We start from the raw sequence: 16,194 nt of genomic DNA on the forward strand, positions 1-16,194 counted from the left end.
CCACGTCACGAGCAGGGGAAAGGCGCCCTGCCACCGCGATAGCGGGGCCTGCGGCCGATGCGGGTTCACGCGTCTGGTCACCTTTCCGAGAGATGTGTCAGCTCCGCCGGCTGGCTCCTGAATGGATGAGGGTCAGCGCGGGCCGAATTCGTCGTCGATCAGCGCGAGGAGGTCGTCCGGCGAAGCGGCGTCGAGATCGGCGTGCGCGGGTTTCTTCGCCGCCCAGGCCGACAGCAGCCGCTTCAGCCGACCGTCGATCTCCGGGTCGCCGGGGTCGGCCCCGTCGAGCAAGGCTTCGAGCCGGGTGATCTGTTCGGTCACCGCGTCGGCCGCGCCGGTCTCGGGGGCGAGTTCGGTCTGGAGGTACTTCGCCAGCGCGTCGGGCGCCGGGTAGTCGAAGACGACCGTCGCAGGCAGGGTGAGGCCGGTCGCGGCGGCCAGCGCGGTCCGGAACTCGACCGCGGTGAGCGAGTCGAAACCCAGGTCGAGGAAGCCACGGCCGGGGGCGATCGCGGCCGCCCCGGCGTGCCCGAGCACGGCCGCGGCTTGTCCGCGCACCAGGTCGAGCAACGCGCGTTCCTGCTCCGCTTCGGCCAGCCCGGCGAGTTTGACGCGCAGCGCTCCGGCGTCGGCGGCCGCGGCGGTGCGCCGGACCGCGGGCACCAGGTCGCGCAGGACCGGCGGGAGTTGCCCGGCCGCGGCGGCGTCGGCGAGGCCGGCCTTGTCGAGCTTCACCGGGACCGACGCGGCCACGTCCGCGGCCAGCGCGGCGTCGAACAACGCCAGCCCTTCGTCGATGCCCAGCGCGGGGAAACCGTTGCGGCTCAGGCGTTGCCCGGCCTGAGTACCGAGGGCGCCGCCCATGCCGTCCGCCCAGCGGCCCCAGGCCAGCGAGCGGGCGGGCAGGCCGAGCGCCCGGCGGTGCACGGCGAGACCGTCGAGGAAGGCGTTGGCGGCGGCGTAGTTGCCCTGCCCCGCGTTCCCGAAGACCCCTGCGGCCGAGGAGAACAGGACGAACGCCGCGAGTTCGTGCCCCTTGGTCAGCTCGTGGAGGTGCCAAGCGGCGGCGGCCTTGGGACCGAACACGGTGGCGAGCCGATCCGGGGTGAGCGCGCCGACGAGACCGTCGTCGAGGACACCCGCCGCGTGCACGATGCCGGTCAGCCGCGGGATCCCGGCCAGGAGGCGTTCGACGGCGGCGCGGTCGGCGACGTCGCACGCTTCGACGCGGACGTTCGCGCCGAGTGCCTCCAGTTCGCCGGCCAGCTCGGCCGCGCCCGGGGCATCCGGTCCGCGGCGGCTGGTGAGCACCAGTTCCGTGACGCCGTGCGCCCGCACCAGGTGCCGCGCGAGGTGGGCGCCGAGCCCACCGGTGCCGCCGGTGACGAGCACCGCTCCCCCGGCCAACGCAGGGGTCTCCGTGGTGCGAGCCCGCGCCAGTGTGAGCTTCGGCGCGTAAAGCTTGCCTTCTCGCACCAACAGTTGGTCTTCGCCGGTGGCCAGCGCCTTGCCGAGGAGCGTGGTGTCACCGTCTCCGTCGACGAGGACGAAGCGGCCCGGGTGCTCCGACTGCGCCGCGCGCACCAGCCCCCAGACCGCGGCGGCTGCCGGATCCGCACCGTCCTCTTCGGACAGTGCCACGGCGCCGGCGGTCAGGACGACCAGCCGGGTGCCGGTGTACGCCGGGTTCTGGAGCGCGGCGAGCACGGTCGCCGTGGCCGATCGTGCCGCGTCGGCCACGTCACCGGCCGGTTCGGCGAGTTCCAGTACCACCGCGTCGGGCAGCTCGGCGCCGACGTCTTCGAGAGGAGCCCAGGACACTTCGGCGTCACCCGCCGGGACCGGCGACCAGACGATCCGGTGCAGCGACTCGCTCGGTGCGGTCACCACGGCCGGGCGCTCCCCGAAGGTCACCTCGGCCGACAGCACCGGAGCGCCCGCGAGATCGAAGATCGCCAGCTCCCCCGCCGGGTTCAGATGCGCCCGGACGGTGGTGGCGCCGGTGGCGTGCAGGGTCACGTTCCGCCAGGCGACCGGCCAGCCGTGTCCGGCCAGGACCGGGTCGAGCAGGCTCGGATGCAGGCCGTACAGCTGCGCGGAGTCGTCCGGCAGGGTCAGCTCGGTCAGCGGCCCGTCCGGGACCGGCGGCGCCTGGGCCGGGGTGGTGACCAGGAATCCGGTTCCGTGCCGCTGCCAGCCCTGTCCCGCGCGGGTGTGGATCGAGACCGGGCGGCGGCCGTCGCTCTCGGCACCGACGGCGACCTGGACCTCGCGGTCCCCGGTCAGCGGTGCCTCGACCGCGAATTCGGCCAGTGTGCCCGCGCCTGCCTCGTCGCCGGCGCGGATCGCCAGCTCCACCAGCAGCGTGTCCGAAGGGTCGGCGGGCAGGACGCCGGTGCACAGGACCGAACCGTCGTCCGCCGACGTCACGGCGTTGGCCAGCACCGGATGGCGCAGGCCGCCGGCGACCCGCGCCACGGCGGGTTCGCGCAGCCAGTACCGCTCGTGCTGGAAGGCGTAGGTCGGCAGGTCGACGACACGCGGTTTCGCGGGGGCGAAGAACGCGGCCCAGTCGACGTCGATCCCGCGGACGTGCAGCCGGGCCAGCGCGGTGACCGCCGTCGCCGTCTCGTCCTTGTCGTCGCGCAGGGCGGGGATCGCCTCGCCGGATCCCGCGGCCAGCGCCGAAAGCACCGCCGCCGGGCCGATTTCGAGGTAGGTGGTCACGTTCTCGGCCGACAGCGCGGTCAGCGCGTCGGCGAACCGGACCGGCTCCCGCACGTGCCGCACCCAATACGCCGGGTCGGTCAGCTCGGTGGCGACGGCGCCGGTGACGGCCGACACGACCGGGATCGACGGCTCGGCGTAGGTCAGGCTCCGCGCGACTTCCGCGAAGTCGTCGAGCATCGGGTCCATGAGCGGCGAGTGGAAGGCGTGGGAGACGTCGAGCCGCTTCACCTTGCGGCCACGTGCTTCCAGCGCCGACGCGGCCGCCAGCACCGGCCCCTCCGCACCCGAGAGCACGACGGCGTCCGAGCCGTTCACCGCCGCGACGGCCACGCCGAATTCGGCGACCTCGGCCTCGGTGGCCTGCACGGCGACCATCGCGCCGCCTTCGGGCAGCGCCTCCATCAGCCTGCCTCGCGCTTCGATCAGTTTCGCCGCGTCTTCCAGCGAGAACACGCCCGCGACGTGCGCGGCGGCGATCTCGCCGATCGAATGCCCGGCGACGAAGGCCGGGCGCACGCCCCATGATTCGAAGAGCCGGTGGAGCGCGACCTCCAGGGCGAAGATCGCGGGCTGGGCGGTCCCGGTCCGGCTCAAGTCGCCGTCGAGCGGGAGCAGCGCGGCGATCTCGTCGTAGGCCTTGGCGAAGGCGGGGAAGGCTTCGTAGAGCCCCTGACCCATGCCTTCGCGTTGAGAACCCTGTCCGGTGAACAGGAAGGCCAGGCGGCCGGACGCGGGTTCGCCCGAAGCCAGCGTCCGCACGCCCGCGCCGGGCTCGCCGACGACGACCGCGCGGTGCTGGTGGTGGGTGCGAGTGGTGGCGAGCGAGTAACCGGTGTCGACATTCAAGTCCACTGTGGACAATCGGGAAGTCTGCGCGGCCAGTGCCTCCGGCGTGCGTCCGGAGACCACCAGCGGTACCAGGGGCAGCGTTCCCGAAGGCTCGGGCTCGGGTTCGGCCGGGGCCTGTTCGAGGACGACGTGGGCGTTGGTGCCGCTGATACCGAACGACGACACCCCGGCGCGGCGCGGGCCGCCGGTCTCGGGCCACGGCGTCCGCTCGGTGAGCAGCGAGATGTCGCCCGCCGTCCAATCGACGTGGGGCGTCGGCTCGTCCACGTGCAGGCTCGCCGGGACGATCCCGTGGTTCATCGCCTCGACCATCTTGATGATCCCGGCGACCCCGGCGGCGGCCTGCGTGTGGCCGATGTTCGACTTGACCGAACCGAGCAGCAGCGGCCGCTCACGGCCCTGGCCGTAGGTCGCGAGCAGGGCCTGTGCCTCGATCGGGTCGCCGAGCGGCGTGCCGGTGCCGTGCGCCTCGACGACGTCCACAGTGGACGCTTCGACCCCGGCGTTCGCCAGCGCCGAGCGGATCACGCGCTGCTGCGAAGGTCCGTTCGGGGCGGTGAGCCCGTTGGACGCGCCGTCCTGGTTGACCGCGGAGCCCTTGACGACCGCGAGGACGCGGTGCCCGTTGCGGCGGGCGTCGGAAAGTCGTTCCAGCACCAGGATCCCGACGCCTTCTGCCCAGTTGGTGCCGTCGGCGGCCCCGGCGAACGGTTTGCAGCGGCCGTCGGGGGCCAGCCCGCGCTGCCGCGAGAACTCGACGAACATGTCGGGCGAGGCCATCACGTTGACGCCGCCCGCCAGCGCCAGCGTGCACTCCCCCGACCGCAGCGACTGCGCGGCCAGGTGCACGGCGACCAGCGAAGACGAGCAAGCGGTGTCGACGGAGACGGCCGGGCCTTCCAGTCCCAGCGAGTAGGCGACGCGGCCGGAGACGACACTGCTGAAGGACGCGGTGCCGAGGAATCCCTCGACCTGCTCGGGAATCGCGCTCAGCCGCGAGATGTAGTCGTTGGACAGGGCACCCGCGAAGACACCGGTGCTGGTGCCGCGCAGGGACGCCGGATCGATCCCCGCCCGCTCCAGCGCCTCCCACGCGGTCTCGAGCACCTGGCGCTGCTGCGGGTCGATGGCCAGCGCCTCGCGCGGCGAGATCCCGAAGAACTCGGCGTCGAAATCGCCCGCGTTGTAGAGGAAGGCGCCTTCGGACGCGTAGGTCGTGCCGCGGTGATCGGGGTCCGGATGGAACAGCGAGTCCAGGGGCCAGTCGCGGTCGGCCGGGAAGTCCCCGACGCCGTCGCGGCCCTCGGCTACCAGCTGCCAGAGCTCGGCGGGTGACGTGACCTCGCCCGGGTACCGGCAGCCCATGCCGACGATGACGACCGGATCGTCGTGGATACCGGCCCCGGTCGTGGCGGGGGTGACCGCGACCGGGGCCGGCGTCTCGTCCCCGACGAGTTCGCCGCGCAGGAAGATCTTCAGCGCGTCGGGCGTCGGGTGGTCGAAGACGAGCGTCGCGGGCAGCCGGAGACCGGTGGCGGCGCCGAGACGGTTGCGCAGTTCGACCGCGGTGAGCGAGTCGAAGCCGATTTCGTTGAACGCGCGGGTCGCGGCGATCCCGGCCGCGTCGGCGTGCCCGAGGACCAGCGCGACCTCGCGGCGCACCAGGTCCAGCAGCAGTTCGTCCCGGTCCGGCGCGGGCAGCCCGGCGAGTTCGCGCCGCAGTTCGCCCGCCTGCTCGGCGGTGGCGGTCTTGGCCTTGGCCCGGCCGGAACCGCCGACGAGCGCACGGATCAGCGGGGAGATCGGGGCGTCGCTGCCGCGCACGGTCGCGCGGTCGAATTTGAGGCCGAGCAGGACGGCGTGGTCGAGGCCGACCGCGCGGTCGAACATCGCCAGGCCCTCTTCGGGGTCGATCGGCGGGAAACCGCTGCGGCGCATACGTTCTTCGCCCGCGTCGCCGAGCTCGCCCTTCATGCCGCCGGACCACAGGCCCCACGCGACGGACTGCGCGGCCAGGCCTTCGGCGCGACGGCGGGTGGCGAGGCCGTCGAGGAAGGCGTTGGCGGCGGCGTAGTTGCCCTGACCCGGATTGCCGAGCACACCCGCGGCGGAGGAGAACTGGACGAACCAGCGCAGTGGGAGATCCGCGGTCAGCTCGTGCAGATGCCAGGCGGCGTCGGCCTTCGGGGCGAGGACGCGGTCGAGACGTTCGGGGTTCAGCGCGTCGATCGGGGCGTCGTCGAGGACGCCGGCCGCGTGGACCACGGCGGTGAGCGGATGCTCGGCCGGGATCGAAGCGAGCAGTGCGGCGACGGCGTCGCGGTCCGCGCTGTCGCACGCGGCGATGGTGACGGTCGCGCCCAGCGCGGTCAGCTCTTCGGACAGCTCGGTCGCGCCGGGGGCGTCCGGGCCGCGGCGGCTGGTCAGGAGCAGATGCCGGACGCCGTACTCGGCGATGAGGTGCTTGGCGAGCAGGGCGCCGAGGCCGCCGGTGCCGCCGGTGATCAGGACGGTGCCGCCGGGCTCCGGCCCGCGCGGGATGGTGAGCACGACCTTGCCGATGTGCTTGGCCTGGCTGAGCAACCGGAACGCCTCCGGCGCCCGGCGGACGTCCCAGACGTGACGCGGCAACGGCTTCAGCACACCGCTCGCGAACAGCTCGAGCACTTCGGCCCACATACGGGAGAACTGCTCAGGACCGGCTTCGATGAGGTCGTAGGGCCGGTAGAGCACACCGGGGTGCCGCGCGGCGACCTCGCCGGGGTCGCGCAGTCCGGCTTTGCCCATCTCCAGGAACCGGCCGCCGCGCGGCAGCAGCCGCAGGGAGGCGTCGACGAAGTCACCGGTGAGCGCGTCGAGGACGACGTCGACGCCGCGGCCTTCGCTGGTGGTGAGGAAGTGCTGTTCGAAGTCGAGGGTGCGGGAGTTGGCGACGTGGCCGTCGTCCAGCCCGGCTTCGCGCAGCACGTGCTGTTTGGCGGGGCTGGCGGTGCTGTAGACCTCGGCGCCGAGATGCCGGGCGATCTGGATCGCCGCCATGCCGACGCCGCCGGCGCCCGCGTGGATCAGGACGGACTCCCCCGCCTGCAACCCGGCGAGTTCCTTGAGGCCGAAGTAGGCGGTGAGGAACACCAGCGGCACGGACGCGGCTTCCTCGTCGGTCCAGTTCTCGGGGATGCGGGCGCACATCGAGCGCTGCGCGGTGGTGATGGAGCCGATGCCGCCGATGGCGACGCCCATCACGCGGTCGCCGGGGACGAGATCGTCCACTTCGGACCCGGTTTCCAGGACCACACCGGCGATCTCGTTGCCCAGCGGCCCTGGCTCGCCTTCGAACATGCCGAGGACGTTGAGCGCGTCGCGGAAGTTGAGGCCCGCGGCGGCGACGGCGACCCGGATGTGCCCGGGCGCCAACGGTTCCAGGGCTTGGGGGCAGGGTTCGAGCCGCAGTTCCTCCAGCGTTCCGCGGGCGGCCATGCCGAGGCGCCACGCGGGTTCGGCGGGCGGGCTGAGCTCGTCGGCACCGGGCACGGGGCCGAGCCGGAGCGCGGCGAACTCGCCGTCGCGCAAGGTCAGCTGGGGTTCGCCGGTCGCCAGCGCGGCGGCGAGTTCCGTTTCGGTCAGGTCGCCGGTCTCGGTGTCGACGAGGACGACCCGGCCGGGGAGTTCGCTTTGCGCCGAGCGGCCGAGGCCCCAGACCGCGGCGGCGGCCGGGTCGACGCGGCCCGGGCCGATGGCGGCGCAGGTGACGAGGACGAGTTTCGCGTCGGCGAAGCGGTCTTCGGTGGAGAACTGCTGCAGGACGGCGAGGACCTCACGGGTGGCGATGCGGGCGCCCGCCGGGTCGGTGAACACCGGGAGCACGACCACCGGCGGCACGGCTCCACCGCCGACCCGCCCGTGATAGGCCCACTCGACCGGTGACGGCTCGGCCGGGGTGGGCACCGGCGTCCAGTCGAGACGGAACAGCGAGTCGAGACCGGGGGCCGTGGCGGTGACGGGGGCGAGTTCGCGCAGGGTCAGGGAGCCGATGGTGACGACCGGTGCCCCCGTGCCGTCGGCGGCGCGCAGGGTGACGGCGCCGGACGGTCCCGGCGTGAGCTTCAGCCGCAGCGCGGACGCGCCGGTGGCGTGCAGCGTGACGTCCTGCCAGTGGAACGGCAGCTTGGCGCCGCTCGCTTCCCCGGCCAGCAGGCCGATGGCGTGCAGACCGGCGTCCAGGAGCGCGGGGTGGAGGCCGAAGCGTTCGACGTCGGCCTTCGCGGTGTCTTCCGGCAGCGCGGTTTCGGCGAAGATCTCCTCGCCCAGCCGCCAGGCGGCCTTGAGTCCTCGGAAGACCGGGCCGTATTCCAGTCCGGCGGCGGCGAACACCGGGTAGACGTCGGCGACGTCGATCGAGACGGCGTCGCGGGGCGGCCACTCGGCGAGGTCGAAAGCGGCGACCGGAGCCTGTGGCGCCAGGGTTCCCGAACCGTGCAGCGTCCAGGAACCCTCACCCGAACGGGAGTACACGGCGACGGCGCGACGGCCGCTTTCGTCCGCCCCGGCCAGGACCACCTGGACGTCCAACGGACCCGCCAGGACCATCGGCTCGCGCAGGGTGAGCTCTTCCAGATGCGCGCAGCCGGCTTCGTCACCGGCTCGCAGCGCGAGCTCGACCAGGGCCGTACCGGGCACGATGACGGTGCCCGCGACCGCGTGATCGGAAAGCCAGGGATGGGTGGACGGCGAGATCCGGCCGGTCAGCACGACCCCGGCGCCGTCGGCGAGCGGGACGGACGCGCCCAGCAGCGGGTGGGCGGCGTCGGCCAGGCCGAGCCCGCCCGGGTCACCCGCGCCGCGACCGCCGCGCAGCCAGTAGTTCTCGCGCTGGAACGGGTACGTCGGCAGATCGACCGTGCGGGCCCCGGTGCCCTCGTAGAACGCGGTCCAGTCGACGCGGGCGCCGCGGACGTGCAGTTCGGCGAGCACGGTCATCGCCGTCTGAGCCTCGGCGCGGTCCTTGCGCAGCACCGGGGCGACGAGGGTGCCTTCGGGCGGCAACGTCCGCGCGGCCATCCCGGCCAGCACGGCGTCCGGGCCGATCTCGACGAACCGGGAAACCCCTTCGCCGCGTAGGAATCCGATACCGTCGGCGAACCGCACCGGCTGCCGGACGTGCCGAGGCCAGTAGCCGGGCACGGTGACCTCGTCGGGACCGGCGAGGCGGCCGGTCACGTTGGAGACCACCGGGATCGACGGCGTCCCGTGCGGGATCTCCTCGGCGATGGCGCCGAATTCGGCGAGCATGCCGTCCATCCGCGCCGAATGCGACGCTTGGGAGATGTTGAGCCGCTTGATCTTCCGGCCCCGTTCGGCGAATTTCGCCGCGAGGGCCTCGGCGGCGGCTTCCTCACCGGAGACGACGACCGAGTCGGGGGCGTTGAGCGCGCCGATCTCCAGGCCGTCGGTCAGTTCGGCGGCGACCTCCTCCTCGGTCGCCTGGATGCCGATCATCGCGCCGCCCGGCGGCTGGGCCTCCATCAGACGCCCGCGCGCGGTGATCATCCGCGCGGCACCGGCCAGATCCCAGACCCCGGCGACATGGGCGGCGGCCAGTTCACCGGCGGAGTGGCCGACGACGTAGTCCGGGTGGACGCCCCACGACTCCAGCAGCCGGAAGAGCGCGACCTGCACGGCGAACATCGCGGGCTGCGCGAAGGTCATCCGGTCGAGCAGCTTCTGGTCGTCGCCAAAGACGACGCCGGCCAGCGGACGGTCGAGGTGCGGGTCGAGCGCGGCGCACGCCTCGTCGAAGGCGGCGCGGTAGGCGGGGAAGGTGTCGTACAGCTCCCGGCCCATGCCGCAGCGCTGGGAACCCATACCGGAGAACAGGAACGCGGTGCGCCCGAGCAGCGGTTCGCCGGTGACGACACCCGGAGCGGGCTCTCCCCCGGCGAGCGCGGTCAGCCCGGCGGTGAGGTCTTCCCGGGTGCCGCCGACGATCGCGGCGCGCGACTCCAGCGCGGTCCGGGTGGTGGCCAGCGACCAGCCGAGATCGAGCGGATCGAAAGTGTCCACTATGGACAGAAGTTGCGCGGCCGCGGCCTTCAGCGCGGCCGGGCCACGAGCCGAAAGAGACCACGTCTGGACGGCGGGCGGAGTCCGTTCCGGTTCGTCCTCGTCCGCGGGGGCCTGCTCCAGGATGACGTGCGCGTTGGTGCCGCTCATGCCGAAGGACGACACCCCCGCGCGACGCGGGCGGTCGCCGGTCTCCCACAGCCGGGGTTCGGTGAGCAGTTCGACGGCTCCGGCCGACCAGTCGACGTGCGGCGAGGGCTCGTCGACGTGCAGGGTGCGGGGCAGCACGCCGTGCCGCATGGCCTCGACCATCTTGATGATCCCGGCGACCCCGGCGGCGGCCTGGGTGTGCCCGATGTTCGACTTGACCGAACCGAGCCACAGCGGGTTCTCCCGCTCGCGGCCGTAGGTGGCCAGCAGCGCCTGCGCCTCGATCGGGTCGCCGAGGGTCGTGCCGGTGCCGTGCGCCTCCACGGCGTCGACGTCGGCGGCGGTCAGCTTCGCGTTCTTCAGCGCGGCACGGATGACGCGTTGCTGGGCCGGACCGTTGGGCGCGGTCAGGCCGTTGGACGCGCCGTCCTGGTTGACCGCCGTTCCCCTGAGCACGGCCAAGATCCGGCGCCCGTTGCGGCGCGCGTCGGACAGCCGCTCCAGCAGGAGCATGCCCGCGCCCTCACCCCAGCCGGTGCCGTCCGCGCCGGCGGCGAACGCCTTGCAGCGCCCGTCCGGCGCCATCCCACGCTGACGCGAGAACTCGACGAACGTCTCCGGCGTGGCCATCACCGTGACGCCGCCCGCCAGCGCGAGCGAGCACTCCCCCGACCGCAGCGCGTGCGCCGCCAGGTGGACCGCCACCAGCGACGACGAGCACGCCGTGTCGATCGTGACCGCCGGGCCTTCCAGCCCGAGGGTGTAGGAGAGCCGACCCGACAGCACGCTGTTGGAGGAACCGGTGCCGAGAAAGCCTTCGACCTCTTCGGATCCGCCGTCGAACCCGGAGACGTACTCGGTGCGCATGGCCCCGGCGAACACCCCGGTGGCGCTGCCCTTCAGCGCCGCCGTGTCCAGCCCCGCTCGTTCGAAGGTCTCCCACGTGACCTCCAGCAGCAACCGCTGCTGCGGGTCCATCGCGAGCGCTTCCCGCGGCGAGATCCCGAAGAAGCCCGCGTCGAATTCCCCGGCGTCGTGCAGGAATCCGCCCTGGTCGCTGTAGCTGGTGCCCCGGTGTTCCGGGTCCGGGTGGTAGAGCCCGTCGGTGTCCCAGCCCCGGTTCGCCGGGAACCCCGTCATCCCGTCCCCGCCGCCGTCGACGAGGTCCCACAGTCCTTCCGGCGAGGTGACCCCGCCCGGGAACCGGCAGGCCATGCCGATCACGGCCAGCGGTTCCGAGCCGCTCTCCTCGGCCTCTCGCAGCCGGCGCCGCGTCTCGCGCAGTTCGGCGGTCAGTCGCTTGAGGTAGTCGAGCGTCCGCTCGTCGGTCGTCATGACGGTGGTCCTCCTCGCGGCGGCGGGCCGGGGTCAGAGTTCGTTGTCCAGCAGGGCGAACATGTCGTCGATGGTGTCCACTTCCAGATCCGCGTCGCCGCCGGACGACGGGCGCGTCCGGTCCTGCCACAGGGACACCAGGTTCCGCAGCTTCGCCTCGACCTCGGCACCGTCCGCGCTCCCCAGGTCCACTGTGGACAGCTCGGCGGCGAGCTTGTCGATCCCGGAGGCCAAGCCGGTGTCCGCGGCCGGTCCCGCGGCGTCCATCTCGGACTGCAGGAACTTGGCGAGGTTGTCGGGGGTCGGGTAGTCGAAGATCAGCGTCGCGGGAAGGCGCAGCCCGGTGGCCGCGTCGAGCCCGTTGCGCAGCTCGACCGCGGTCAGCGAGTCGAAGCCCAGTTCGGTGAACGCCCGGCCCGGCTCGATCGAGTCCGCGCCGTCGTGCCCGAGCGCGGCCGCGGCCTGGCCGCGCACCACCCCGAGCAGCACCAGTTCGGCGTCCGCCTGCGACAGCCCGGCGAGCCGTCGCTTGAGCCCGTCGGCCTGCGCCGCGGCGTCCACCGGCGCGGCACGCCGCACCGAACCGCGGACGAGACCGCGCAGCAGCGGCGGCACCGGCCCGGTCATCGTGCGGAGCCCGGCGACGTCCAGCTTCACCGGCACCGACACCGGTTCGGCCAGTCCGGTGGCCAGGTCGAACAGCGCCAGTCCCTCGGCGGGGTCGAAACTGCCGACCCCGTCACGGCCCATGCGGTCCGCGTCGGCGGAATCGCCCATGCCGTCGGCCCAGAGACCGAAGGCGAGCGACGTCGCCGGCAGGCCGAGGCCGCGGCGGTGATGCGCCAGCCCGTCGAGGAAGGTGTTCGCCGCGGCGTAGTTCGCCTGCCCCGGCGCGCCGAGCACTCCGGCGGCCGAGGAGAACAGGACGAACATCGTCAGGTCGTGGCCGCGGGTCAGCTCGTGCAGGTTCCACGCCGCGTCCACCTTGGGCCGCAGCACCTTCTCCAACCGCTCGGGGGTGAGCGCGGTGAGCAGGCCGTCGTCGAGGACACCGGCCGCGTGCACCACCCCGGTCAGTTCCGGGGTGCGGTCCAGGACCGCGGCGAGCGCGGCGCGGTCGGCGGCGTCGCACGCCTCGATCCGCACGGTCGCGCCCAGCCCGGTCAGTTCCGCCGCCAGTTCGGCCGCGCCGGGCGCGTCCGGGCCACGGCGGCTGGTGAGCACCAGGTCCTTGACGTCGTGCCGGGTGACCAGATGCCTGGCCAGGACCGCGCCGAGCCCGCCGGTGCCGCCGGTGACGAGCACGGTGCCGCCGATCGGGCGGCGCGGCACGGTCAGCACGACCTTGCCGACGTGCTTGGCCTGCGACAGGAAGCGCAGCGCCTCCGGTGCCCGGCGCAGATCCCAGGTGCGGATCGGCAACGGGGTGAGCGCGCCCTGGTCGAACAAGGCGATCAACTCCTCCCATATCCGCGCGATCCGGTGGTTGCCCGCGTCGATCACGTCGAACGCCTGGTAAGTCACACCGGGATGGTGCCCCGCGCCGCCGCCGTCCGGACGGACGTCGGTCTTCCCCATTTCCACGAACCGTCCACCGCGCGGTAACAGGCGCATCGACGCGTCGATGAAGTCGCCCGTCAGCGCGTTGAGGACGACGTCCACGCCCTTGCCGCCGGTGGTCTCGCGGAACCGCTCCTCGAAGTCGAGCGTCCGCGAAGACGCGATGTGGTCGTCGGCGAGCCCGGCAGCGCGCAGGACATCCCATTTGCCCTCGCTGGCGGTGCCGAACACCTCGGCGCCGAGATGCCGCGCGAGCTGCGTGGCGGCCATCCCGACACCACCGGCGGCCGCGTGGATGAGCACCGACTCGCCCTTCTTCAGCGCGCCGAGATCGGTCAGCGCGTAGTAAGCGGTGAGGAACACCAGCGGTACCGACGCGGCCTCTTCGAACGTCCAGCCCTCGGGCATCTTGGCCAGCAGATCCCGGTCGGCGAAGGTGAGCGGGCCGAATCCGCCGTGCACCAGGCCCATCACGCGGTCACCCGGCACGAGGTCGGTCACCTCGGAGCCGACGTCGGTGACGACACCGGCGGCCTCGTAACCGATCCGGCCCGCGTCACCCGGGTACATGCCGAGCACGTTGAGCACGTCGCGGAAGTTCGTCCCGGCCGCCCGGGTGGCGATCCGGACCTCGCGCGGCAGCAACGGTTCGAGCACATCGGGGTACGGCTCGAAGGAGAGCCGGTCGAGGGTGCCCTTGACGACGCTGTCGAGGCGCCAGGCCGGTTCGTGCCACGGCGGCGCGAGATCCGGCGACGACGCGGCGGTCAGCAGCCGCGCGGCGTGGACGACGCCGTCCCGCACGGCCAGCTGGGTTTCGTCGCCCAGCACGGCCAGCGCGGTGTCGACGTCGGCCTCGGCCGCGTCGAGCAGCACCAGCCTGCCGGGGTTCTCCGACTGGGCACTGCGGACCATTCCCCACACCGCGGCCGAAGCCGGCTCGACACTGTCCGTAGTGGACACAGCGACCGCGTTCTCGGTGCGCACCACGAGGGTGGCGTCCTTCTCTTCGGCCAGCCATTCCTGCAGCTTTCCCAGCGTGCTCCGCAGAAGCGCGTGGGTGGCCTCCGGGGTCCCGCCCGCTCCCGGCACCGCCGAGAGCAGCTCCGTCGACGCGGCCGGGGACCCGGTCGTGATCTGGGACCAGCCGAGCCGGAACAGCGAGTCCGAAGTGGACGGATCCGCCGGGCCGATGTCCGTGACCTCGCGCAGCAGCAACGATCCCACGGTCAGCACCGGCGCTCCGGCACCGTCGGTGAGCTCCAGCCGCACCGAGCCGGTCCCGGAGGCGGCGACCCGGACCCGGGCGGCGGTGGCGCCGGCCGCGTGCAGCACGACGTCACGCCAGAGGAACGGCAACCGGGTGGTCTCGGCGTTGCCCGGCAGCAGGCCGATGGCGTGCAGCGCGGCGTCGAGCAGGGCCGGGTGCAGGCCGAACTTCCCGGCGTCGGCGTGTGCCACCGCGGGCAGTTCGAGGTCGGCGCAGACCTGGTCGTCCACGAGCCAGGCGGCGGTGAGGCCCTGGAACACCGGCCCGTACTCCAGGCCCGCGTCGGCGAGCCCCGGGTAGAGCCCAGTGACGTCGAGAGCCTTGGCTCCGGCGGGCGGCCACGCGGTGTCCTTGGCGGCCGGATAAGCGTCGCCGGGGGCGAGCAGGCCGGTCGCGTGCTCGGTCCACGGGGCCTCGTCGAGCCGGGAGTGGATCGACACCGGACGCCGTCCGTCGTCGTCCGCGGCCCCGACCACGACCTGCACCGCGAGCCCGCCGGTCTCCGGCAGCACCATCGGCGCGGCGATGGTCAATTCGGCCACGCGGGCGCAGCCGAGTTCGTCGCCTGCCCGGACGGCGAGTTCGACCAGTGCCGCGCCGGGGACCAGCACGGTGCCGAGCACCGCGTGATCGGCCAGCCACGGCTGTGCCGCGCGGGAAAGCCTGCCGTATCCGACCAGGCCGTCCTCGCCCGCCGTCGGCACGGTCGCCCCGAGCAGCGGATGCCCGGCCGCGGCCAGGCCCAGCCCGGCGGCGTCGCCGGCGACGGCGGGCGGGTCGAGCCAGAACCGCTCACGCTGGAACGCGTACGTGGGCAGCGGGACCGCACGGGCGCCGGTGCCGTCGAAGAACGCCGTCCAGTCGACCTCGGCCCCCGTCGCGATTAGTCGGCTGAATGCGAGGGCGGCGGTTTGCCGTTCGTCGCGGTCCTTGCGCAGCACCGGGACGAACATCGCGTCGGGGGCACTGTCGAGACCCATCGCGGAGAGCACGCCGTCCGGGCCCAATTCGGCGAACCGGGTGACACCCGCTTCGGCGAGCGCGCGGACACCGTCGGCGAAACGCACGGTCTCCCGCACGTGGCGCACCCAGTAGCCCGGGTCGGTCAGATCCGCCGCTTCGGTCACTGTGGACACGATCGGGATCCGCGGCTCGTGGTACCCCAGGGATTCGACGACTTCGGCGAACTCCGCCAGCATCGGCTCCATCAGCGAAGAATGGAACGCGTGCGAGACGACCAAGGCCTTGGTCCGGCGGCCTTCCTTCGCGAACCTGTCGGCGACCTCACGGACCGGACCGTCCACACCGGACAGAACGACCGCTTCAGGTCCGTTGACGGCGGCCAGACAGACCTCTTCGGACAGGTACTCGCGCACCTCGTCCTCGGACGCCTGGACCGCGACCATCGCGCCGCCCTCGGGTAGCGCCTCCATCAACCGGCCGCGTGCTTCGACGAGCTTCGCCGCGTCCTCCAGGGAGAACACCCCGGCCACGTGGGCGGCGGCGATCTCCCCGATCGAATGCCCGGCCAGGAAATCGGGGCGGATCCCCCACGACTCCACGAGCCGGAAGAGCGCGACTTCCAGCGCGAAGATCGCGGGCTGCGCGGTGCCGGTGCGATCGATGTCGCCATCGAGCGAGAGCAGCGCGGCTACCTCGTCATACGCCGCCGCGAACACCGGGAACGCCTCGTAGAGCCCTCGGCCCATGCCGAGCCGCTGGGAACCCTGCCCGGTGAACAGCAGTGCCAGTTTTCCTTCCGTGGCACGGCCGGTGACGACCTCCGGGGTGCTCCGGCCGCCGGCGAGCGCGGCCAGCCCGGTGCGCAACGCGTCGGCGTCGCCGGTGAGCACCGCACGCCGTTCGAACGCGGTCCGGGTGGTCGCCAGCGCGTAGCCGATGTCGACCGGGTCGGCGAATCCGACGGTGCCGAGCAGCCGTCCGGCCTGGGCTCGCAGCGCCTCCTCGGTCCGGGCGCTGAGCACCCACGGCAGCAGCGACGGCGGCGCCGGAGTCCGCGCGGGCACGGAAGGTTCGGGGACCTGCTCCAGGATCACGTGCGCGTTGGTGCCGCTGATCCCGAACGCCGACACCGCCGCCCGCCGGGGACGGCCCGCCTCCGGCCACGGCCGTGCCTCGGTGAGCAGCCGGACCTCGCCCGCTTCCCAGTCGACGTGCGGGGACGGCTCGTCGACGTGCAGGGTCGCGGGCAGGACGCCGTGCCGCATCGCCTCGACCAT

At 73.1% G+C, this 16,194-nt stretch carries 2 protein-coding genes; both read right to left on the minus strand.

The features are described from left to right. Positions 1–132: 132 nt before the first annotated feature. Complete coding sequence (locus ACXIZN_RS17885; RefSeq protein WP_457955770.1) at positions 133–11,124, minus strand: SDR family NAD(P)-dependent oxidoreductase; 10,992 nt, start codon at positions 11,122–11,124, stop codon at positions 133–135. 33 nt (positions 11,125–11,157) lie between these two features. Next, positions 11,158–16,194 carry an SDR family NAD(P)-dependent oxidoreductase gene (locus ACXIZN_RS17890; protein ID WP_457960544.1) on the minus strand — a complete coding sequence of 1,679 codons (5,037 nt, stop codon included), beginning with the start codon at positions 16,192–16,194 and terminating at the stop codon, positions 11,158–11,160.

Source organism: Amycolatopsis sp. TRM77291 (genome assembly GCF_054166285.1).